At 61.1% G+C, this 22,391-nt stretch carries 23 protein-coding genes; 5 read left to right on the plus strand and 18 right to left on the minus strand.

The features are described from left to right. From J3A72_RS02060 to J3A72_RS02070, 3 genes are all read left to right on the plus strand, one after another. Positions 1–810, plus strand: an 810-nt coding sequence (locus tag J3A72_RS02060) for a KorB domain-containing protein (protein WP_280953960.1), incomplete at its 5' end; no start/stop codon positions are given. 657 nt (positions 811–1,467) lie between these two features. Next, positions 1,468–1,806 (plus strand): hypothetical protein, encoded by a 339-nt coding sequence (locus tag J3A72_RS02065; RefSeq protein ID WP_209571765.1) that lies wholly within the window; start codon positions 1,468–1,470, stop codon positions 1,804–1,806. Next, a complete protein-coding gene (locus J3A72_RS02070) occupies positions 1,803–2,837 on the plus strand; it encodes a relaxase/mobilization nuclease domain-containing protein (protein WP_209571767.1) in 1,035 nt (344 codons plus the stop codon). The genes J3A72_RS02065 and J3A72_RS02070 overlap by 4 nt, the downstream gene beginning before the upstream one ends. Before the next feature lie 3 nt (positions 2,838–2,840). Here J3A72_RS02070 and J3A72_RS02075 read toward each other — a convergent pair whose 3' ends face one another. Continuing rightward, a complete protein-coding gene (locus J3A72_RS02075) occupies positions 2,841–3,098 on the minus strand; it encodes a hypothetical protein (RefSeq protein ID WP_209571769.1) in 258 nt (85 codons plus the stop codon). 338 nt (positions 3,099–3,436) lie between these two features. Between J3A72_RS02075 and J3A72_RS02080 the strand changes: the two genes are divergently transcribed. Then, complete coding sequence (locus J3A72_RS02080) at positions 3,437–3,883, plus strand: hypothetical protein (protein ID WP_209571771.1); 447 nt, start codon at positions 3,437–3,439, stop codon at positions 3,881–3,883. Beyond that, entirely contained in the window at positions 3,883–5,085 is a 1,203-nt protein-coding gene (locus J3A72_RS02085) for a zeta toxin family protein (protein WP_209571773.1), read from the plus strand. The genes J3A72_RS02080 and J3A72_RS02085 overlap by 1 nt, the downstream gene beginning before the upstream one ends. 174 nt (positions 5,086–5,259) lie before the next feature. On the opposite strand, the gene J3A72_RS22925 is transcribed toward J3A72_RS02085, so the two are convergent. From J3A72_RS22925 to J3A72_RS02170, 17 genes are all read right to left on the minus strand, one after another. Then, the gene (locus J3A72_RS22925) at positions 5,260–5,700 is read right to left on the minus strand and encodes a hypothetical protein (protein ID WP_245336349.1); all 441 of its coding nucleotides are present in this window, start codon (positions 5,698–5,700) and stop codon (positions 5,260–5,262) included. 776 nt (positions 5,701–6,476) lie between these two features. Next, the gene (locus J3A72_RS02095) at positions 6,477–7,583 is read right to left on the minus strand and encodes a zeta toxin family protein (RefSeq protein ID WP_209571775.1); all 1,107 of its coding nucleotides are present in this window, start codon (positions 7,581–7,583) and stop codon (positions 6,477–6,479) included. Continuing rightward, on the minus strand, positions 7,580–7,837 hold the full coding sequence (locus J3A72_RS02100) for a hypothetical protein (RefSeq protein WP_209571776.1): 258 nt from the start codon (positions 7,835–7,837) through the stop codon (positions 7,580–7,582). Before J3A72_RS02100 ends, J3A72_RS02095 begins: the two co-directional genes overlap by 4 nt. 57 nt (positions 7,838–7,894) lie before the next feature. Next, the gene (locus J3A72_RS02105) at positions 7,895–9,259 is read right to left on the minus strand and encodes an LPD7 domain-containing protein (RefSeq protein WP_209571778.1); all 1,365 of its coding nucleotides are present in this window, start codon (positions 9,257–9,259) and stop codon (positions 7,895–7,897) included. A gap of 75 nt (positions 9,260–9,334) precedes the next feature. Then, positions 9,335–10,015 carry an LPD7 domain-containing protein gene (locus J3A72_RS02110; protein ID WP_209571780.1) on the minus strand — a complete coding sequence of 227 codons (681 nt, stop codon included), beginning with the start codon at positions 10,013–10,015 and terminating at the stop codon, positions 9,335–9,337. Positions 10,016–10,150: 135 nt separating this feature from the next. Beyond that, positions 10,151–12,085 (minus strand): type IV secretory system conjugative DNA transfer family protein, encoded by a 1,935-nt coding sequence (locus tag J3A72_RS02115; RefSeq protein ID WP_209571782.1) that lies wholly within the window; start codon positions 12,083–12,085, stop codon positions 10,151–10,153. Further along, positions 12,082–13,128: a P-type DNA transfer ATPase VirB11 gene (gene virB11, locus J3A72_RS02120; RefSeq protein ID WP_209571783.1), complete on the minus strand. Its 1,047-nt coding sequence runs from the start codon at positions 13,126–13,128 to the stop codon at positions 12,082–12,084. Before virB11 ends, J3A72_RS02115 begins: the two co-directional genes overlap by 4 nt. Then, on the minus strand, positions 13,125–14,405 hold the full coding sequence (virB10, locus tag J3A72_RS02125; protein WP_209571785.1) for a type IV secretion system protein VirB10: 1,281 nt from the start codon (positions 14,403–14,405) through the stop codon (positions 13,125–13,127). Before virB10 ends, virB11 begins: the two co-directional genes overlap by 4 nt. Beyond that, positions 14,398–15,219, minus strand: coding sequence for a TrbG/VirB9 family P-type conjugative transfer protein (locus tag J3A72_RS02130; RefSeq protein ID WP_209571786.1), 822 nt, complete (start codon positions 15,217–15,219; stop codon positions 14,398–14,400). The genes virB10 and J3A72_RS02130 overlap by 8 nt, the downstream gene beginning before the upstream one ends. Positions 15,220–15,242: 23 nt before the next feature. Next, positions 15,243–15,977, minus strand: coding sequence for a type IV secretion system protein (locus J3A72_RS02135; protein ID WP_209571788.1), 735 nt, complete (start codon positions 15,975–15,977; stop codon positions 15,243–15,245). A 98-nt stretch (positions 15,978–16,075) separates the two neighbouring features. After that, complete coding sequence (locus tag J3A72_RS02140) at positions 16,076–17,200, minus strand: type IV secretion system protein (RefSeq protein ID WP_209571791.1); 1,125 nt, start codon at positions 17,198–17,200, stop codon at positions 16,076–16,078. Positions 17,201–17,532: 332 nt separating this feature from the next. Beyond that, positions 17,533–17,799, minus strand: a complete 267-nt coding sequence (locus J3A72_RS02145; RefSeq protein ID WP_209571793.1) for a hypothetical protein — start codon at positions 17,797–17,799, stop codon at positions 17,533–17,535. A gap of 13 nt (positions 17,800–17,812) precedes the next feature. Next, the gene (locus J3A72_RS02150; protein WP_209571795.1) at positions 17,813–18,487 is read right to left on the minus strand and encodes a type IV secretion system protein; all 675 of its coding nucleotides are present in this window, start codon (positions 18,485–18,487) and stop codon (positions 17,813–17,815) included. Positions 18,488–18,493: 6 nt separating this feature from the next. Further along, the gene (locus J3A72_RS02155) at positions 18,494–20,890 is read right to left on the minus strand and encodes a hypothetical protein (protein WP_209571797.1); all 2,397 of its coding nucleotides are present in this window, start codon (positions 20,888–20,890) and stop codon (positions 18,494–18,496) included. Beyond that, on the minus strand, positions 20,887–21,192 hold the full coding sequence (locus J3A72_RS02160; protein ID WP_209571799.1) for a VirB3 family type IV secretion system protein: 306 nt from the start codon (positions 21,190–21,192) through the stop codon (positions 20,887–20,889). Before J3A72_RS02160 ends, J3A72_RS02155 begins: the two co-directional genes overlap by 4 nt. 30 nt (positions 21,193–21,222) lie before the next feature. Continuing rightward, positions 21,223–21,525: a hypothetical protein gene (locus J3A72_RS02165; protein ID WP_209571801.1), complete on the minus strand. Its 303-nt coding sequence runs from the start codon at positions 21,523–21,525 to the stop codon at positions 21,223–21,225. A 25-nt stretch (positions 21,526–21,550) separates the two neighbouring features. Next, positions 21,551–21,931 (minus strand): hypothetical protein, encoded by a 381-nt coding sequence (locus tag J3A72_RS02170; RefSeq protein WP_209571803.1) that lies wholly within the window; start codon positions 21,929–21,931, stop codon positions 21,551–21,553. Between the last annotated feature and the right edge of the window lie 460 nt (positions 21,932–22,391).

Genomic DNA, 22,391 nt, shown 5'->3' on the forward strand with positions numbered 1-22,391 from the left:
CCAACGATCAACGCAATCGTTGATGAGAACGACGACGCCGAAAGGCGCACGGCGATCCAGATCGTTGAGAACGTCCAGCGCGAAGAAGTGCCGCCGATGGAACTGGTCGATGGCTACACCAAGCTGGCCAGGGATTTCGGCCTGACCGCGACCAAGATTGCCCAGATGGTTGGCCGGTCTAAGCAGGTCATCGGGGAATATCTCGCTGTCGCCGAGATGGATCCCGAGTACCGCCAGGCGCTTGCGGAAGGTCGAGTGACAGGCATCTCCCCGCTTGTTGAGCTGTGGCGTGCACGCACGCAGTACCCGGAACTGGTGCGTGATCTGATCGCGAACTCCACTGCGGAACGCCCCATTTCTCGAAGCGCGGTCCGTGCGGCCATCGCCCTTGCCCAGCAGCCTCCCGTGTCGACCGGCGCGCCCGCTGTCGCGCACACCCAGGGCAGCGGGTTTGCCAACGACGGCCCCCAAACCCACGGCGGCCAAGGCACGGGCGGCGGAGAGGGGCAGCAGCTCCACAGCGGCGGCACTCCGGGTGCGGCAGCAGACGGGGGCGCCGGTGTTGCGCCCAACCAGGACATCAAGGGCCCTGCCGCCGGCTCCGGCGAACAAACTGCTACGCCCCCCGGCGTCGGCAAGCCCAAGGCCGCTGCCGTCCAGATTGTGGTTGCCGAGGCCGGCAAGGACGAAGAAGCGGGCATTCTCGACCTCTCGCCCTGCCCCATCCCGGGCCACGTGTTCGTCGTTGCCCAAGATGGCAAGCGCACCGCCTACCCGGTCGACATGCTGCGCATGATTCGCCGGGCCTGAATCAATTTCCCCTCTGGGGTTTCTCCAGGCGGCCTACGGGCCGCCTTTTTTTTGTGCTTCCATCCCACCAGCTGACTGCCCGCCGCGTTGTCCTGGTTCATCGCCGGCACGGGCTCACGCTCGATGCACCGCCACCCACCTGGCGGCAGGAGGGAACGGTGACCGTCCCCTGCCCGTCCTCCGGTCCCATGGCCTGGGCGCCTTGCCGTTTATGCCCCTTCCAACTTTGGCGCGGACCGAAATTTTCGGCCCGCGCGCCATCTCACCCCCCTGATGACGCGAGCCGTGCTCTGCACGGCAAAGAACCAACCGAAGCACGCTTGAAAGTACGGCCGCCGTACTTCCAAGCAAGGGAGAGGGAGTGAGGGCCGGATATTGTTTTGTATGGCACGGTGGTATCACATAGCGTAAAATCACGCTATGCACCCCGTGCCCTCTCCCTCTCCCTCTCCCTCAAAGCCCCAGCCAAAGCGGGTTGCGCGTTCCATTCGTCTGCCCCCCGACCTTTGGGCGAAATTGGACGCCCTGGCCTCAGCGCAAGGCGTGTCGACCAACGGTCTCCTAGAGGCTATGGGAAGCAGGGTCACCGGATCGGGCGTTGCGCTCCCCGCCTCCGCGCCAGGTGACGGCGCGCCATCGGCCAAGGAACTAAGCAAGGTGACATTGCGTATCCGCTACGAGGATCGCGCGGTGCTGTCGGCGCATGCCTCGCTCATGGGTCATACCGTCACCGGTTACGTGACGGCTGCCGTTCGTTCCCTGATCCGAAAAGCCCCGCTGATGGCGCGACCTGAAACGGAGGCGCTGTTGGAAGCGGTCAAGGCACTGGGGCCGGTTGGACGAAACCTAAATACGGTGGTTCATCGCCTTCACCGCGAAGGTCGCTGGTACGGGAATGAAAAGCTGTACGTCGACCTCTTGGCGTCTGTGAAGCTACTCAAGGCCCGGGTTGAAGGCGTAATTTCTCAGGCATTGGATCGGGCGGACGACCTATGAGCACGCGCAAGAAAAAACCTGATCTTGGGTTGTTCATCGGTCCTCAACCGATCAAGCGCCTGGGCGCTAAGGCAGTCACTCTGGGCGGAGGGCGGGGAAAGAAACGTTCGCCCGGCTCAGTGGAGTCGGTAGGCCGCATTGTCCGGCGCGCCCCAGAGGTCATGGTTCGGATCACCGGCGGCACGCAAGGCCTGAAGCACATTGGCGCGCATCTGGCCTACATTCACCGGAAGGGAAAGCTTGAGGGTGAAATGGCCGACGGGTCCATGGTCATCGGTAAGGAGGGGGTGTCTGAGCTGGCGCGTGAGTGGTTTGCCAGGAGGGAAGGTGGGGTCGGAGACAGACAGCGGCGGTCGAAGGACACGGTCAACTGTGTGTTCTCGATGCCATCAGGTACGCCGCGTCTGGCGGTCACGGAGGCGACTCGGTTGGCAGCTGGGCGGATCTTCGGGGAAGAGTTCGACTACGTGATGGTGACGCACACGGATACGGACAATCCGCATGTTCATCTGACGGTGCTGTCACGGGGGAAGAGTGGCAAGCGCCTGAACCCTGGTCCAGAGGATCTGCAGTCGTGGAGGGACAAGTTTGCAGAGGCGCTGCGGGAGAGGGGAGTGGAAGCTGAGTCGACGCCTCGCGACCTGCGCGGCGTTGTCGAGCTAAGACCGCGTAATGCGCTGTTCCACATTGAGCGCAGGGGCGCCACATCCGATTGGCGTGCCAATGAACTGAGGGAAGCCGTTGCGATCGCCACAGGTCAGATTGAAGCGGGTGAGAGGCCGTGGGAAGTGGCTTCCAAGAACCGCCAGGCCCGTGTGCGAGCGGCATGGTTGGACTATGCCGACGTCCTGGAATCTATGGACGATGGAGATTCGTCAGGGGCGTTGTTTGTCAAAGACGCTGGGGCTATTCGCGAGATGGTCGCCCGTATGCCCGAACCTATGACCCGGCGCGAGCGTTTGATCGCCGCTGCCCGAACGGAGCAGGGCAGGGCGGACGCAACCGTGCGGCAGGTGGAAGAACGGGAGTAGGGCTCAGGTGCGAGGGATGGGGTACCGCTCCAGCAGGAAGTAAAGCACACGCCCCGCCTGCTCCTTATCTCCGGAGCTAACTGAACGGCGCAATACGTCAATCAACGCCATATCGGACGCAATGGATGGCTTGCCAATCGTCTGAGCCGCCCGCTTCTGGCGGTACCGGCGGCTGTGTTCCGCAGGGGTCATCGGGGCGTCGGCAATCGGCGGCCTGCCACGCTTACGAGGTGCTGGCTTAGGCGTGTCGTTCTCGGTCATAACAGCATCCTTATCTGATGCGTCAGAATATCATGTTTTATGACGCATCAGGAAATGTCTGTTGTTCTCCGGAGGGGCGGTTGCGTGGGGTCGTTCTAGAACGGGTAGTGCGCCTGGAGCGTAGATGCGTCGGCCAGAAGACATTGAATCCGTTGTTATTTCTGACGCGTCATAATAATTGCACGCGGAGGCGGCTGTGGCTGGAGCAGGGCGCGGCTATGTCCCATGGCGGTACGGCCGCCGTACTCATAAACCCTCGCCAACAAGGACCACATGAGAGAATTGCGCCACCGGACGAGGCGAGTTACATTGTGTAACACCGCAAGAGGGTTGAAGCCATGAACGTTGCCGTCACTAATACTGCTGTCGTGCGCATTGATTCGGCGTTGGCTAGCGCAGCCAAAATGGCAGGCGCGGTCAGTCACCGTTCCCAGGGCGCCCAAGTGACCTACTGGGCAGCATTGGGGAAAGCGCTGGACGCCTTTGGCGGCACCACCGCGCCTGCGCTGCAGGACGCCCTTGCTGGGAACGTAAACGCGGGACAGTTCACTGAGATGCTGCGAGTCAAGGCTGCGCTGGACGGTCTGATGCCAGTTGAAGACCTCAACGATGTGGAGCAGGAGGTGTATTACGACCTGTTCCCGATGGCAAAGCCCATGCCTCAGGCGGAGCAGTTCTTTGCTGAAATGAGGGCACGCGGCGGAGCCGTTGGACTGGATGACAGTGGTCGACTCGTGGAAGGAGTCCCTGGCGGCGGGACGAAGCGGATCGACCAGGGCACCTGATGAACAACGGAAACAAGTCGAAGCCGACGCTGCACATGATTGCCGGTCCCAATGGGGCCGGCAAATCTACTTTGTACAAGCACGAATTGGCCCATCGACATCCTGGGCTGCCGTTCGTCAACGCTGACGTCATGATGGAAGAAAAGCTCGGACGCCCGGCGGTGACGGAGGAGGAGGCCAAGGAGGGACAGCAGCTCGCAGACGCTCGGCGCGAGCAGCTCATCGAGGCGAAGCAGTCCTTCTTTACGGAGAGCGTCTTCAGCCACCCCTCCAAAAACGTCCTGCTGGACTCGGCACGTGATCGCGGATTCAACGTGTTCGTTTATCACGTCAATGTGGCCAACCCGGAGCTGGCCATCAAGCGTGTCGATGCACGCGTTCGAGAGGGTGGGCACGGGGTCGATCACGACAAAGTCCGTCAGCGCTACGAGCGCAGTCAAACTCTGATCCGGGATGCAGTCCTTAAAGCTGATCGCGCGTTCGTCTACGACAACAGCGCGTACGGCGATCATCACCGTTTGGCGCTTGCGTTCAAGAGCGGGAATCTGCAAATGGCGTCCAACGTCCCGTCCTGGGCGCGGGACTTGTACCAGGAAAAACTTGAAAAGCTCGCCCCTCAGCGGGTGAACGGGCCGGCCCATAGCTTTGCCCACGCACACGCGCTGACGCTGGGCCTATTGGGCGCGGATGCGAGGACTTATGTCGCGCAGCCAGGTGGCGACTACCGGGGTCCAGTGTTGGCTAAGACTGACCTACATCTCATCCAGCAGATCGGTAGCAGCAAGACCGCAATCGCGCATTTCAAAGAGCGCGTTGCTGTTGATGCGAAGGTGGGTGACCGCGTTCGGATCACGTACGACGCGGCTGGAAAATCTGCCAACCTCCAGCCTGACAGTGTTGCTTCGCGGAGCACGCCTGAAAGTCGTGCAATGGCCCAGACGTTTCGCTCATCGGATCCAAGAGAGGCGATCACGCAGTACCCGAAGCTTGCCGATAGCTACGCTGCATTGCGCGTTTTTGAATCGGTGATGCGAGAGGCCGGACATCCTGCGACCAAAGACCAGATCGACAGTGCGATGGAAAAAATGGCTGCGCTGATCGAGGAGCGGCGACCGCTTCCACAATTCTCCATCCGAGCGGATCGGACTCGAACGCGGGAACTTCCCGGCTTGGATGACCCTGATTCCGGATCCGAAAGGTAATGGGCGTTCTGCCGCCTGCAAGCGCCGTCTAGGGGGCGTTGCGACCGGCAGCTACCCCTGTGGCGGGGTGGGCCTTAGGCGGCGCGCTACGAGGCTTGGGCGGGCTGCGGGGGGTTCTTCAGCGCGCTCCCCTTATGTTTCAGGAAGAGGCCTTTGGCCCGTGCTGCTGGGCGGTCACGACTCATCAAGGCCATGCCGAGCCAGCATTTCAGAAATTCTAGTGGCCACGTAGTCACCGTGGGGCCCCGCGTTATCTTCAATAACGTCCGCTTCCCCCGCGAAAGCTGACCAGAACTGCTCCCCATACTGGCGTTGAAGTGTGGGGATTTCTTGCTCTAGCTTGTCTAGCTCGGCGGTGATGCGCCCGAGCTGCGAACCTGGAAGACACGGTTCTCCCTCCGTCTCCGAAGGTATGATCCCGGCGGAGGCGAGAACGCAGGACACCCGCGAGTGCATGTACGTGCGATCTTCCTTCGTCGCCGACTCGACAAGCAGCTGGGCTCGCTGCTGAAAGTCTAGGTAGTCGAATTGCTCATCCTCAACCGTTCCGACCTCAGGCAGCTCGGCCTGAAGGTCGGATAGGGCAGTTTCAAGTTGCTGGCGGGTCTTGGGCATTTCAGCGGCCTCATGTGACTTGCTCAGCGTGAGCGTTGCCAGATCAACACGGCGCGAAACGCCTCTCCAGTGATGCCGGCCACGTGCGCGGGCACAGTGCTGCAGCTGGTGGGGTAGGGGGCAAGGCCTGGCGTTAGAGATTGCACGCGCCGACGGTGAAGCCTCCAGGCGACCGCGCCTGTCCAGACGGGCGCTGCCCGCAAGACAGATTCAGCGTGCTGCTGGCGCGCGGGGCGGGTTCCGCAGCCGCCCCCGGCGGCCGCCAGGGCCGCCGCTTGGAATTCAGGGCCAGTGGGCAGTGGCCAGGTCGTTAGCGGCAGGTGCAGCGTCCTGCAGCAGCTGGCGGGGTAGTGACTGGCCAAGACCAGGCGTTAGAGATTGCACGTGCCGCCCGTAGTGCCCGCCGACGTACGCGCCGGCATCTCTGACGCTGGCCCGCAAGACAGATTCAGCGCACTGTGGCCACGCCGAGGCGACGGGTCAGCAGCGCGCCGCGCCAGCGCCGGCGGGCCAAAGAACCGTCACAGCGGCCGCCAGCTATGCGGATCCAGTCACCGCGGCCGGGCCCCAACCGCACGCTGTGGCGTCCTGCAGCAGCTGGCGGGGCAGGGCGCGCATGGGCAAGACCCGCGTTAGAGATTGCACGCGTTGCCGATGATCCCGGCAGCTAGGCCGCTGGAAGCGAGAACGAACCTGCAGGTCGAACCAAAGAAAAGCCCGGCGAAGCCGGGCTTGGGTATTACAACGGTGTCAGCCAGCGGACCTGGCAGGCCCGTCTACCGCTCGTTGACTGCTTCCTGTACTTGTTCCCGATCCAGGATCTCGAAACTAGCCTCCTTGATTGGCAGGCCGTCCCTCAGGTTGGCAGCGATGCGGTCAGCGGCCTGACTGCCAAGTTTGATACCTGACGCCTCGCCCAATCTTTCGGCCACACGCTGGTTTACGAAGGCAGCGGTCAGCTCCGGGAACTCTCCCGCCGCCATCGCGTCTCCCCGCTGGAACAGGTCCGCGAGGCGCTGGCCATGCTGTGCGGCCAGATCCTTGCTCGTGTGGGAATGCTCCGGGTGCCGGTCATCGAAAACGAGAGAAGCACCCCTGTCGGCACGCAGCTGGTAATGCGCCTGCTGCCGCATCACTTCTGCCGCATCGGGAAGGCTCTGGCCGGCCCTCTCGTACCCCTCATTGACTTCTTCCCACGCAGCCGCCGCACTGATCTTCTCAGCGCCGCTCATCTGGCTGGTTTGCCGAGCGAAGGTTGCCGAATGCGTGGCCTCGCCATGGATGTTCTCGATATGGCGGCCGCCGCGATCCAGGATGGAGATTGCATCCACCATGTTGCTTGCTTCCACTCGGCGCAGCTGCTTCTCAACAACCGCCAGCTCGCCACGCAGCTCACGGTTGCTCGCCCCGTTTTGAGCCTGCCCATCCACCAGGCTGCGCTGCCAAGCTTGGGCCGCCGACAGGGCCGAATTTACAGCCAAAGCCGAAAATTCGACGCGGTGCCCGGTCTTCTTCGCTTCTTGAATCGCGGGAATAGCCCCATTTTCAACTCCCGGGGCGGGGTTGAAGACGACGCTACGGCCGTGCGCCATTGCCATTGCGGCGACATCGCTGGCCATGCTGTTGGCCAACTCCTGATTGGGCATTGCCCCCCGGAGGTAGCCGGCCGTGATGTGCTGCATGTCGCCGGCGCTGATGACCATCGCGCCGCCTGCAGACCGACCGCGTTCGGCGATGTCGTACATGACTGGCTGTACCGGCGCGCCCGACTGGCCGACGACGACGGAGAGGGTAGGGCGGTCAGACCGATCTACCCCTTGGCTCAGCACCTCGTAGGTGAAGGCGACCAGTTCCTGGCGCTGCGCGTGAGGAATGTCTGTCATCTGCTGCACAGGGTCACCCCCTGTCGGTCGAGCGCTGCACGCGCCTGGTCATCTGTGAGCGTCGCCTGCGCACGCAGGCCCGACACCGTGAGCCTGAGCGCAGCTTCCGCCTTCGCCAGAGCGACAGGATCGCTTTCACCCTGCAGCTCGCGAAGTGCGCCGCCTGCAGCCCCAATCGATTCCAGCGCCCTGGCGCGAAGGACCGCAGTTGCCAGGCCATGCGAAATGGGAAGGTCTTCGTTGTGGTCAGTCATGGCATTTCTCCTTGAATGGGCTGACCGAGATTGGCCAGCCCAGCCTTAACCCCGGTGTTACTGCACCGGACCGTCGCTCTGTTGTGGGGCGCGTTCTTGGGCCCGATCGCGGACCTCCACCGAAGGCAAGACCTCGCCGTTCTGCAGTCGATCGGAGACTTTTTCCCGGAATGCCTGCATGCCGAGGTCGTATGCAGGGGAGTTCTTGCCCAGCGCCTGCGACAGAGCCTTATCCATGACAGATTGCATGGCGAACGCCTTGGCCAGCTCCGGGAATTGCTTGGAAGCGGCTTGGCGGTCGCGCTGGGTGCGTGCGCTGGTGAACTTCTCCACTACCTCGGCAGCAGGATTGAGCTTCTGGGTATCGCTGCTCTTAGCCGGACCTTGGCTGATCGAGTTTTCCTTCCCATTGAGCTTCCGGTTGGCTTCGGCCAACGAGACCTCTTCGGGACTCGGCTTGTAGCCAGTCACTTCGAGCCCTCGGCTTGCCGCCTCCATCCACATCGCGGCCTTGAACTGTTCGGTGCCATTGACCTTGATGGCGCCCCAGCCACGCGTTTCAGCGGTATCAACCATCGCCTTGATAGCTTCCTGGTCGACGGCGAGCGGGGCCTTCAGCTCGTTACCCTTGTCAACGAAGACCACGGCGTCGGTCCGCTTGTCTTTCACTTCCGATCCGCTGATCTGGTAACGGTTAAGCAGATGCTGCGGGAAGCGAGGACCAGGTTGCTGCAGCTCGTTGGGTTCCTTCCGCTGGCGTTCGCCGGCGGCGCTGGGCTTATCGGCTGAATCGCTCTCTTCATCCTTGCCCTTGGCGGCTTTCTTCTCCTGGGCCTCGATCTGTGCTGAAGAACTCGCTGTTTGCGCTGCCTGCCCAACCGCCTGCGTGACCGGGGCGACGGCTGCTGCATGCGGCCCGGCAGCAACCTGGGCGGCTACGGGAAGACCGACTGCCGAAATCCCGTTGACCAGTGCAGCAGCTGCGACCTCGCGGAGAGGATCGGCCTTGGCCTTGCCGTCCTTTGCCGTCGCGATGGTGAAATCCGTCGTGACTTCCTTTAGGAGCGCCTTCGCGTCGGGGTGGTTTCCGGCGGCGGCTTTGACCAGCTCCTGGTACTGCGAAAATCGTTCCTTGAGGATCGGATTCTTTTCCAAGGCCTTTCCGACCTTTTCATCTTCCAGGCTCGCCTTGCTGAGGGCCTTTTCGGCAGCCTCAATGAGCTTCACAGCTGCGGTCGTCTTCGCCGGGGACATTGCACTGGATACGACAAAGCGCTGTTCCTTGACGGTAGCGCGATGCTTCAGCGTGGCGGCCGCTGCAGCTTCGGATCGCTGCACCAGACGGGCCAGCTGCGCCACTTGGGCCTTGGACAGGGAATGCAGCGGCGAATTGCCGCCATGTTCGTTCTGGAGGTTGCTCATGGGTAATTTCTCCCGCACGTGGACGCACGCCCGCTGCTGCGGGCGTGGGAATGGCTATCGGTTTGCCGAGCTGGCTTACTCGCGTTCAACGTCCTGCAGGCGGTGTTCGGATCGCACCTGGACCTGAGGCATGGGCTCGTTGTTGTGGATCTTGCGAGTGATTTTGTCGTCGAGCGTGGCGAGCAGTTCCTTCTGCTGGTCGACGGACGTAACCGCGCCCTTGATGACCTTCTCGCCTGCAGCACGGGCCGCAAATGCGTCAGCAAGTGCGGGGAACTCCTTGATGGCGGCCTTGCGGTCAGCAGCTGTGGTGGCGTTCTGGTATGCCTGGACGGCCGGATTGGCCTGCGCGGACTCGCGCGTGTGCCGACGTTCCAGCGCCTGGATGTCCTTGTCGTTGGGCGTGTGACCGTCCACCGTAATGCCCCGAACGGTGCCTTCCAGCCAGGCCATGCTCTTGAAGACCGGGTTGCGGCCTCGGACTTCCATCTTTTCCCAGCCACGCTCCGCCGCCGTTTCCACCATGGCGCGCACCTTGAAAGGGGTGGCTTTGCCATAGCTGTGCATGCGGTCTTTGCGGTCGACAAACTCAATCTGGTCGGGGAAGTTCGCCGACCGATAGCTGTTCTTGTCACGGATGAAATGCGGCGCGTACTTGGCGGCCAGAGGCAAAATACCCTCGGGCGAGTTCTTGCCATCGGTACGCACAATTTCATTGAGCGGCGCACTCGCCGCGTTGCGGGTGTTGCTTGCCATAAGAACGTCCTCCGTGGGCGTTGGTCTAGCGCCACCGAACAGGCAGTTTCGATAGCGACCATCGGGACTATCCCGACACTCCCACGATACCATGCGCCCGATCCCTTGACAAATGGCGCGGGGGCATGGTTGGCGTTAGTCGAACATCCGATCCAAGATGCCATTGGCATAGTCCTTCTTTTCTTGGTCAGTCGCTTCCTTGGGCGGGGCCGGAGGTAGTTCCTTGCCATTAACCCGCACGTCGCTCAGGTCCATATTCTCGATGTCATCCACGGCCGTGACAGCGCGGAACTTTGGCTGGTCGGTCTGCGCCGCCTCCCAGCTGACGGTTGCAGCCTTCGCCCGGGCAGGGATCGCCAGCTGGGGTATCTCGACCTTCAGCTCACCCAGCATCCGCGCTTTTTTGAAGTCTTCGTGCTTGGGAATGCCCTTAATGGCACTCAGGTAGGCACTCGTCATCTTGAGGCGCGGCAGCAGCATGCTGTGACTGAAATAGAACATCTTGTGCAGCCGCGCGGGGTATATGCCAGGAGCGAAAACCATCAGCTCGTCATCCGGGAACAACCGGACTTCGTCCGGCAAGAGCAGCGCTCTCTGCGCCTCGGAGTGGGTAACCGACTTGCGTTCCAGTGGCTTCCCGGACTTGCTGACGCTGTAGCTTGTGGTCTTGGGGAGCTCCTCGCTGATGTCCTTCGCCTCTTGGTACGAAACAGGCGTATACGCGACTCGGGTCTTGTGATTCTCGAAGAACACCTGAGCCTTCTGCTCGCCGTAGATATCGATGACCTGACCCTTGCTCTGATAGATCGTAATGAGCTTGACGCCGTAGCTTCGGTAGAAGGAGATGTTGCCCATGAATTCATCGAGCTCGCCGAGAGACGAGAATTCGTCCAGCATGAACATCAATTGGTGACGGTGTGATGGGTCCTGGCCGAACTCCACATCCGTATTGCACTGCGATGCCTGCTGGAAGAACAGATTCAGCAGCCCTCTCAGGCGACCCAGGTCCGGACCCGGCGTGACGACGTAGATGGACATCGCCTTGGAACGCAGCTCCCGGAAGTCGAAGTCATTGCCGCTCAGGGCAAGCGAAAGCAGCCGGTCTTTCGTTACCAGCTCCAGACCGGTGTTGAACTCGTTTCGGATGGACTCTTTGGTCTTGTCAGGCAGCTTGAGGAACTTGGCCATCGAGACAACCAGCTCTTCGGTGAAGGGATCATCAGTCTTCTGCCGATCGTCAATCTCCTTCTTTACCGCCTTCTCGTCCATGATGGCGCCGAATGCACCGATGATAGGCAGAGTGAGGTCCATCCCTTTTTCCATGTGCCAGACGCAGCACGCGAAGAACAGGTTGCGGGCGCCTGGCTTCCACGGCTCTCCATCATCCATGCTTGGTGGCCACAGCATTGCGGCGATTCGCTGGATGCCCTTGCCACGCAGCATGTGGTCATGGTCGACGTAGGTGAATGGATTCCAGCGGTGGGTTCGCCGCTCCTCATCTGACGGGTTGAAGACGAAAATGTCCTGGCCGAACTTCTGTCGAAACCTTGAGGACATTTCAAAGTTTTCCCCCTTGATATCGTTCACCACCAACGACCCTGGCCAGGTGTAGAGGTTCGGCAGCACGATCGCCGTACCTTTGCCCTGCCCGGTAGGAGCGCGGACGTCCACGTGGTGCTCCGGGTGAGCACACACAACGTCTCCGCCCGGCAGCTGCCCCAGCACAAGCCCACCACCAGCCAGCATCTTGGCCTTTTTCAGCTCGCTACCATTCGCCCACCGGCCATCGCCGTAGAGCGTGGCTCGTGGACGGTAGAACAGCATTAGCAGGAGGAGCACAACAATCGGGAGCGCGGCAATTGCGATCGCGGTGAGGAACTGCGGCCGGAGCTGGGCAACCCCCCAGTAGTCGTGCGCGTAGGTGAAGATTGTGAGGGGGGTGACGACGAAGGGCATCTTCCCCTTCCAGACCATCGCCACGAAGATCAAGCCCGCCACGTAGGAAGCAGCCACGCTAAGGATCGGCAGGCACAGCGCTGCAGCAATGAAGCGGCGTTTGGCATCTGTCATTTCAGACTTCGCTTTCTGAACGGGTTGTAGTAAATGCCGGTGCAGCGGCGACCGCGGGTGGTGCGTTCAATCTGCGCCGTCACGTCGATTGCCCCGAAGAGAATCTGCTTCAAGTCGTCGCGATCGATCTGCTGACCAGCACCGGACTCCTTGATGAGAAGCGTCAATTGGTCAAAGACGGTCAGTTCGTCCGCTGCGTGCATGGAAGTAATGCTCCCAGGATGCCCGGACATGACGTTGCGCACGTAGTACCAGGCCTCTTCGCCTCGGAGCTCTGCCAACAGCACTCGATCCGGGAACATGCGAAGCGTGGATTCAAGGAGGGATTTTGCCGTCGCGTTGCTGACGCCTTGGTTGCCACGGCTGTAGAACAGGTTGGCCACGTTGGCGTGGTTCGGAAGTACAAGCTCCTTGGCGTCCTCGATCGTGACCAGGCGCTCCGAAACAGGGATCACGTTCGCGATGCTCCGCATGAAGGTCGTCTTGCCCGAGCCGGTAGCGCCGCTGATGACGATGTTCTGCTTTGACAGAATGGCGTGCCGCCAGAAGTCGGTGAACTGGCCGGCCGCGAGCAGGCCCAGGAGCTGCCGTTCGTGATCCAGCAGCTCTGGATGGTTCAGGGCCTGCTCGCTCAGGTCGACCGACAGGCGGATACCCTCGAAGTAGTTGTGAGCCTCGTAGAAATCCAAAGGGAAGTCTTGGGTCGTAGGCTTGCGGAAGACCATCAACACCGTCTCGGGGCTACACGCCGGGGGCAACACAATCTGGACGCGCTCCCCGGTATCCAGCGAGGCGGAAAGCACTGGTTCGCGTTCGCTGATGGCCTGCTGTGTGGCGCCCGCAATCGCCTGTGCCAGCGCCTTGAGACGATTGAACGAGAGGGAAGGGCAATGGATCGTCTCCCACCCATTCGGGCCTTCAGTGAGCACCTCCAGGGGACGGTTGATGATGACCTCCCCCGTTGCACGCTCCAAGATGGGAGCCAGCTCTGCCATGGATCCTTTAACGCTGTTCCAGGCATCGTTTGACAGTTGTGCGTTCATTGCTTGGTGCCTGAGCCGTTCTGAAGTTTGAAGCCGTAGACCGAGGCGAAGTTGAGGTCTCTGGCCACGAAGATGTTCACAACGGCACCCGCCTCGGCGGACAGGGTGGGCGGAATGTTCACTGAGTTCTCCACGATGATCGAGGCAGCGTCGCGTGACGACTCAGCCGTTGACCCGAACGATATGTTTGTGTTCTCGCCGCCGGACTGCTTGGACGTGGCAAAACGGGCGACGTCGTCAACCAGGCTGACCAACATCGCTGAGCCGAACCGTTGCCAAAAATGGTTATTGACCTTGCCATTGATGCCGGTTCTGCCCATGCCATCGGCGGCCGGGCTGTCCAGGTCGATGCGGACCCCATAGGGCGTGCGGACGGTGTTCCACAGCACGAAGGCGCGTTTCATGCCGGCCTTGATCTGGCCTGTCTGATAGGTCCCAACCACCTCGGACCCAGCCTCAAGCAACACGAACCTGCCGTTGGCGGAGTAAACCGGCTCACTGAGCTGACACGATGCGAAGCCGGACAGTTGGCTGTTGAATGCCGTTTTCAGTACGCAACGAGCAACCGTCCCCTGGGGCATGGTGAAGTTCTGATCGAGCATCATGCTGGCCGTCGCGGCGGCGAACTTGTCGCCCTGCAGCTGCGAGGCGAGGCTGGGCGGCGCGTCGGAGTCCAACCCCTTTGCGCCCGCACCGCCACCGGCGCCGGCACTGGCCTTGAGCGCCGCGTTCACCGCCTGCATGTACATATCTTCCTCGGAGACCGGGGCGGCGGCTGGGGCCTTCTGGCCCGCCATTGCTCCTGGTGCCCCTTGGGAGCTGAAGGCGAGCACCGGGGCGCGAATGCGCCGTTCACGCAGGTCGAGCTCCGCCTGCTGGGCCTCGGTCAGTGCAGGGGCCGGGCCGGCTGCTGCGGCCGATCCCGGGGCCGCAGAAACGCCATTCTCGTATCCTTCTGCAGGGTCTGCGGCGTCGGCCGGGTCGCCGGCCGGTTCGTCACCGCGTAAGGGAAGGTCCTTCGCGATCGCCGCCTGCAGGTCATCGGGCAGAGGCGCGGTGTCGCTGGGAAGCGCGCTCGCTTGCTTCTTCTCCTGACCGACGGAGTCATGCGACTCCTGCTCGCGCCCTTCCTGCCACGTTTTCCACATGTACGCCGCGAGGGCAGCGCCGAAGATCACTCCGACGATGAGAATCAGGACGAAGATCGTCTTGCCTGAGATGCCGGAACTCGCCCGAAGCGGCGGAACCTCACCCAGCTCCATTGCCTTTTTACTCATTGTTTCCGCTCCGCAGCGTACGCATAACGCCATCAACAGAGGAACCGCTTACGGGCTCCACTCGATCCTTGCCGTATCCGTGGTTGACGATGCAGGACTCCGCATCACCCAGTCGCACGATGAACTTCGGCGACGTCTCAAAAATGACCATGGTTTTCCCGTCGATGCGCCCGTTCGGGATCGCGGTCGAGCCGTCAGGGAGTGTTGTGTGGATCACCGGCAGCGGTTGGCCCTGTCCGAAACGGAAGTAGGTGAAGCGACCGTCGTCCCACGCCTCGGCCGGGTTGAGACCGGCGTTCTTCCTGCAGCCGGCATAGTCCCGGTTGACGGGATCTGGCTTCGCTTCCATCGCGGTCACGGTCTCTTTCACCTGGCTGGCAACTACCTGGGCGGTCTGCTTGATGGCCGGATCGGATTCGTAGGTGAAGATGATGAAGAGCGGGATGTCTTCTGGCTTTGCCGACGCGCGGTCCACGCTGTCAAGTACAAACTGGTACAGACGCTTGTTGGTGATGACGGCCGCATTGGTCCGGCCATCCGGCTCGCGCGGCTTAACGAAGAGATGGTTCTTACTTGGTGCAATCTCCCACGCAAGAGAGTCGCCCGAGGCAACATCCGTTACCTCCTCGTCAGCTGCGAACTGGATATGGGTCGAATAGCCGAAGACGCCCCGAATGGTCACGATGGCAAGCGGGTTGTACTCGATGACACGGATTCGTGGGTCGAATCGTGACTTGGTCTCCCGCTTGTTCACGTCGATGCTGGGCGCCGCAGCCGCCGGACACGCTATTAGAGCCGCAAGCAGGCCGGTCATCACGCAGGCTCCGAACCTCGACATCACTTTGCCCCCGGCGGCGTCTGGAGGATTTCTTCATCTCGACGGTAGTCGTGAATGACCATGCCAAGCGGATTGATGGTCCTTGCCCCGATTGTCATTTCGCGCTTCTGGTACTCATACGCGATCGTGGCGATCCAGTAGGTAGGCTGAGTGCCGCCCTTCGAGTCCTTGACGCGCCGGGTGTAACGCACCTGAGCGGCGCCCTTGCCGATGAAGGAAATGTTGCGGATCTGAATGTCCACAATACCTGTTCGATACTTTGCAATCGGGCTATCCGGATTGTCTGGATGGATCCAGAGCTGATATTCCTTGAAGACCTCGGGCGAGGAGAACAGACGCACGGTCTCGTAGTTGTGCTCCACGGTAGGGTCAGAGAACTCCTCCCGGGCACGGGTGTAGGTAGCGATGAAGGCGCTGTCGAGGGTTTCGTTCCAGGTCTGGGTACGTTCTTCCACCTTGACGAGCTGGCGTGCCTCGCCGGTGGTGTAGTCCAGACCCATGACGAACGGCTGCACTTCCTTTTTCGTCACCGCCAGCCAGCCAGCGACGGCAATGGCCACCGCCGCGACCGCAAGGCTGCCGATCGTAACAATGGTCGAATTCTTCACCTGCTGGCGTGCGGACGCTACGGCGTCGGCGTCATAGCGCCGCGCGTCTTTGAGGAGCGCGGCGGTAAACGGATCCAGGGCGGCGTCCGACCGCACGCCATTGAGGTTTTCGTCAGGGGTTTGCATGGGTCATTCCGCCCGGGGGGCTCGGCTTATTGATCGGGTAATACGGGTTGCAGGCGGTCAAACAGAGCAGCCCACAAACAAGCACAGCTATCCGAAGCTTATGTTTTCTTGACACTGTTCTTTTTCCTTGCGTTTGCTAGAGCTGCGCCATGCTCGTTGGCGGATTGCCCAGCTGATCGGTAGACCATCTTTCCGCTGCGCATATCGCGGTGGAAATCGCCACCGAGGAACTGGCCGACGCCTTTGGCCGGGTTCATAGCAAAACGCCCGGCAGAGGTTGCAGCCTTGACCGGCAGCGTTGCGCCCTTGGCCGCTGCCTTGAGCGTGTGGCCGGCGCCCAGGCTGATGCCACCGACCAGGCTTGCGCTTATGTCGTCGGCTTTAAGCAGCATCGCCACAGCGATGGCGAAGACGATGGCGGTGCGAACGGCAAGCACGATCGCTTCCGATATGGCCATCCCCGAGGTTGCGGCGCCGAGCGCACTGTTGCTGAACGCAGTGATCAGACCCAGAGTGATGCCGACAATCATCATCACCACCACACCGTAGAGCGCGTAGTTGGTCGCTGTGCGAATGAAGCTCTCGAACATCGGTTTCGTTGTGTCCCATATGCCGGCGATGATGAAGAGCGGACCGAGGGAGGTCACAATGCCCAGGCTGACATATCCGATAAAGATCAGGCCGGCTGCGATCGCGACGAAGACCACGACGGCAGCAATGAGCAGAAGGCCCATCAGGAAGAATCCGATGCCATCAATCGGGTCCCAGGACGACGTTGCCTTCCACAGATTGGTCGCGTTGCAGAAACCACGGTTGGCGGCAAGGTCCAGGGCCGTCCCCATCTGAATTTGCCCCTCGTTGTCCATTCGGATATCAGCAGGGTTGAAACTGCCGACAGCCACGACTTGCGCGAGCTGCGACGGGGCGGTCCAGAACGTGTCAGTGACGAAGGCGCTGTAGTAGGAAGCCGTGCCGGCCACCGTGGCGAACACCATGGCCCTGGCCCACCACCAGATTAGGTCGCTGACAGAGCCACCGGCTCCGCCTCGCGCGAAGTTCAGCACCCAGATGATGGAGTATGCGGACACGCCGGCGGCCGCAATCCCTGCCGCCCAGGAGCCGACTGCCGCTGCGCCAGATTCCACCTGGTGGCGCAGTTGCATCGTGGCGTCCGACGTCAGGAACTCAACGATTTTTAGATCCACCTGGCACGCTTCGGCCATGGTCGTATTCCCCTGTTCCGTGGTTGAGGCCTGCTATCGCATGGTCCGGATGTAATGGCGGACCAGCGGCTGAAAGGCACACTCATTTGCGATGAAGTAGACGATTTCGGTGCCGTCCGCAGTCCTTTCGACGGGCCGCACCAGTCCCGCGCGCTCGGCGGTATCGAAGGCCCACCATGCTGCGGCTGTGAAGCAGACGTAGCCGCCCCACAGTCCAACGCATAGGGCGGCGGGCAAAGCAGGCGGGGAGCTTGGGGGCACCTGCAGGGCGACGCAGGCGCCGGCGACGGCGAGCACGGCCACGTCGGTCAACAGCTGTACGCGCACGCCAATCACAGCGAGTTGATGGAATGCCGGCGTTCGACGGTGCTGCAGAGCTCGCGAAGCCGGTCCGATTTGTCCTGCCTGGCCTTGCAGGCCTGCTCCGCCAGTTGAAGGTCGGTGTCTTTAATGTTCTCGGCACCCCATGCGTTGACGTCCACGTCGGAGGGCAGCGAGAGGCTGCGGCCGTCGGCCAGGGGCAGGGTGTCGGCAGGCTTCTGGCAGCCAGCAAGGCCCGCAGTGGCCAGGATGCAGATTGCGAGGATTTTGTGGTTCATGAATCGTCTCCTATTAAAGGCCGTTCAAGGCCTTGCGGTAATCGTGGTTGACGCGCTGGCGCTCCATGTTTCGCTCAGCGTCAATGGCTTGGCCCTGGGAAACCAATCGGACGAGCTCATTGTTAAGATTGGCAACCTCAATCCCAATGCGAGCTGTCAGGTCTTGGATGGCCTTGGGATCCTGGGCCGTCTCGATGCGGGCGCCCAGCTTGCCGATTTCATCGAAGCGTTCGTTGGCACGGTCGTAAACGGCATTCGCGGATGCTTGCGCGCGGACTTCGCGGTCGGCGCTGCGTTCGGCGGCCTTCAGGACTGATTCGGGCATGGTGGCCAGGTCAATTTTTCCAATGTCGCCGGCCATCTGACGAATCGCCTTCAGTCGATTCGCGTACTCCGAGCCCTGCTCAGCAGCGCTAAGTGTCTCCTTCCAGTTCTTGGGGATGTAGTCGCGCTTGAGGTCTGTTTTGAGATTGCCCATGCCGCGCGCACCGCTGAACGACTTCGCCTGGTCCTCAGCCTGTTCGATCTGGCGCTTCAGGGCTTCCATCTGCTTGATGGCCTGCTGCACCTGGACGATGTTCTGCACCAGATTCGTGGGGTCCAGGGTGACGAGCTGGGCGCCGGCCCCAAGGGGTGCTGCGAGAGCCAGTGCAGTTGCAAGGGCGATAAGAGTCTTCTTGGCGTTCATCGTTTTTTATCCTGCTGCGGTCATTTGATAGAAGATGGGGAGCCAGTCGTCGGGATAGTCACTATTGGCCTCGCGCCGCGCCCTCTCGCAGCGGGCGATAAGAGTGTCCGTTCCGCTAAGCACGTTCAGGTGCCTGTTCATTCCGGCCAAGTTGAGGTTACAAACTGCACTTACACCAGGCTGCTTGAAGAGGAATCCGCGGGGGTTGGACTGCGGTAGTTCCACCTTTAACAGTTCAAACTCTGCATCCGTCAGGCCCAGGCCATCCACGTACTCGCTGTATTTCGCGTTGGGGTTAGGGAGCAGAAGCTTGGACACCGTCTGTTCGACCAGCGTCGAGGCTAGTTCGGATTCCAGAATCTGGCTTGCCATCTGCGTTCCCAGGAACGCCAGCGAGTCCAACTTGCGAAGGAGCAAGAGCTTTGCGTCAATCCACGGCCTGAAGAAGGGGTACCTCAGGAACGATTTGAGTTCGTCAATGTTGATGATTGACGGGGTTTTGCCGAGGTGCGAATCCACGCGGTGGAACAGGTACTTGACCAACGGCCCGCTGACGACCGGGTTGTCCATGAAGTCAGTATTGTCGAATCCAAAATGGCGACCCTTGCTGAAGTCAATGACGTCATCGCCGCCGTGGAATGCCCACGCATGCGGGCCCTCAGTCCACTGCCTCATGCGAATGGTGCTGTTAGCTCGCTGGTCCAGGCCATTGACAAGATGGGTAAGCGTTCGCAGTTCGTACGTTTCTTCGGTCATCACGAAGCGTGTGCGCTCGACAATGCTCTTCTGTTCGTCAGGCGACAGGCGGTCTTCGCCGGCTGCCAGCAGAAGCGTCATTTCGATAGCGAAGGCAAGATGCTCGGCCGGGTCAAGCTTCAGAAAGTTGAAGCCGGTTGGCTGGCCCGTTTTAAGGACGGAGTACTTGCCGCCCATGGCACGAACGAAAATTTCCTGCCCTCGGCTTTTATCGAAGGTGAAGACGGTAGGCTTATTCTTGTCCTGTTGCGCGACCATGAAGGTTTGAACAGTCGTCTTGCCCGCACCGGTGGGACCAAGAATGAGCGTGTTTCCGGGTGCCTTATCGTCAGTAGCCTCCGTACCCGCTTTCGTGCGGCTCTTGCGCATGTCGTGAAACGATGCGAAGAAAGGAGTGCCGGCCTCGGTCAAGAACATGGTTGTGGCAGGGCCCCATTGATTGCCGTCCCTTCGGCCCATCGGATGGCCGTGGAAGGAAGAGAGGCCTGCGAAGTTGCGCGACGTAATCGGTGCAGGCCGGGGGCGCCACTTCAAGATGCCAGGGAATTGCGAGAGGTAGGCAGGGAGCAGGGCACTATCCTCACGCGCTGCGACGTGTCCGCAGTCCATGAGGTTCTCTTCTGCTTGGCTGAGTCGCTTGCTCAGCTCCTCGCGTGTATCGGCCAGGACCATCATGTGAAGTTCGTGCCTCCCAAGCGACACGTTGTTCGCCTGCAGCTCTGCACGAAGGCTCTCGAAGGCCTCGATTTCGTCTTTGGCGGCGTCTCCGCTCGCCTCCATTCGCTTGGCCTGCAGAATCACGGCTTGGTCTGCTGCTTGCTTACCCATGAAGGTGAAGCTGTTGGTCATCAGGTATGGGAACGGGAGGTTCAGCGTTTTGTTCAGGTTTCCGGCGTAGGTGTGATTGGGGTACGTCGTCGTGGAGAGAATTGCGCCGAATTGGCGCTCAGTCGCGAAGTCGCGCACAAAGGCGTTGACGCCGAACGTGTGCCGCGAGCGCGCGATGATGTCGCCCGCTCGATGTGGCGTAAGCGGCACCTTGGAGGTCTTGCCGTTGGCGATCAGTGCGAGGAAGCTGTATACCTCCGAGAACACGACATCGCGTTCCCGGTACAAGGACAAGGCGGAGGGTCTGTACACGGCCAGGCTCGCGATCAACCGGTCCTTGAGGGAATTGACTCTCTCAATTCGTTCCTCTAGGCCTTCGTTGGCACCCTCGGCGTCTTTCTTCTTTTTGAACAGCTTGTCGAGCTTCTCGGGCCCAAGAATGCCGACCGAGATGTACAAGTCATTCGCGAATAGCTCCTCCTTGGCACAGCGCGCCTTGTACGCCTCGTTCAGGTCATTTGCGAAGCCCGGTTCAAAAGTGCCGGGGGCAAAGTCACTGATGCGGTAGTGGTACGTCGTGCGCCAGATGAACACGTCCGGTGCCCCGATCGCAGTCAGGGCGTTGTGTAGCGCCTCATGCCAAATGACAAGTTGCTCGTCTCCTGCCGTTTCTGCTGTGACTCCGGCTACTTTCAGCACGAAGAAAAGTGCGCCTCCGTCGAGACGCACGATTTCAGGGGTAATGTGGCCCGCGTAGGGGAGGTAGCTCGCAAGGCTTACCTCGTTCTTGAACCATGCGGTGGTTGAAGCTGCGCTCATCGCTTTCTCATCGGGTTGGCAGCCAGGGAGCGATTGCCGCCCCAGTACCGCTGTGTGGTGATGCGACGTGATGCTGCAAACTTCAGCCACATGTAGCGGAATGCGAGAGGGTCTCTCTCGCATTCCACCCGTGCGGCGATCCAAAGCAGGACGACCACGCCGACGACTGCCAGTGCGAAGAACGCTGACAGGCCCAGTAGGAAGACCAGGCAGGCCCCCAGGATCATGGTGAGAAGCAGCACCACCAGCACGACTTGGGGCACGCCCGCGACCGTCACCGGGCGGGTCATGCCTTTAAACACGGGATCTCCGGCCATTGAGGCTAGGCCCGGTTAGACGTACATGCCGATTGCAGTCACGATCACACCGACGATTGCGCCGGCGAATACCCAGCGCGCCATGTCGGTCCACTCGACGACCTTGAAGGCCCACAGGAGCACCGAGACGGTGCCACCGACGCCAAGAATGCCGATACCGATGGGCAACACCCAGTTCGTGCGCGCGTCGTCAATCTTGCCTTTTACGATATTGCCACCGGATTGGGCATGTGCCAGTTCGGGCAGGAGAGCGAGCAGCAGGGTGAAGGCGATGGCGGTCCAAAACACTGCTTTTTCAATCTTCGCTACGTTGTTCATTTTTTCCTCGAAACGGGGTTGTCTTTTAGACGACCGCCCCGTTCCGAACATGGACAAAGGGCAGATCGCCGAACTTCTCCAAGCTGTTGAGCAAGGTGTCCAACGACTTGAAGTACCTGACCTGGCTGCCACGCATCACGTGCAGAACCAGGAATCCTTCTTCGGCAGGTTGGCGGATAGGAACTACCTTCTGGCTCCGCTTACCTGCTCTGGTCCGAAACTCCACGCGTTCTGTTGGTAGGACTGCTACCCAGTAACCGGCCGTGGTTTTCGTGACCGTCAGCTGCTTGATGGCCTTTCGCTGTTGGAGTACCAACAGCTCGACCTCATAGATCACCCCCTTGGGTCGGTACTTGGATCCGAACACGAGCACCTGTTCGACGATCACCTGGTTGTTCGGTGCCATGGCGGCCTTCTGCTGGGTTGACGGGAGGCAAAGAATAGCCGCCCGGGACACCCGAATTCGTCAAGCCGTTGTTTTGCAATGGATAAGTGGTCGAAATCTCCCCCTCGTCGGCCTGATTTGGCGCAAAGCCGGGCTCGGCTGCAGCAGGGGGGGCGGGGGCAGGGCGGGGTGGAGGCGCCGCGTATACCTCGCGAGCTTTTGCCCGCCCGTAGGTATCCCAAGGTGCCGGGTCACTCTGTTCTGCGGTCGGGGAAAGGTTCGCCTTGCCCAGGGTCCACATGAGTTCCGCTTCGATCATGCGTGGATCGTCGCCGGCCTTGGAGCGCGCGTTTGCTCGCGCCATTGCTGCTGCCACCACCTTCTCCGCATCTCCACCGGCTGCAGGCGGGCGTGCGAAACCGCGCCCAGGAACCAAGGTCCCGAAGGCGGCAAGAAGAGCGATGGCGAATCCCCATTTCAT

It is taken from the genome of Stenotrophomonas sp. PvP093, from assembly GCF_017876915.1.
GTDB lineage: Bacteria > Pseudomonadota > Gammaproteobacteria > Xanthomonadales > Xanthomonadaceae > Stenotrophomonas > Stenotrophomonas muris.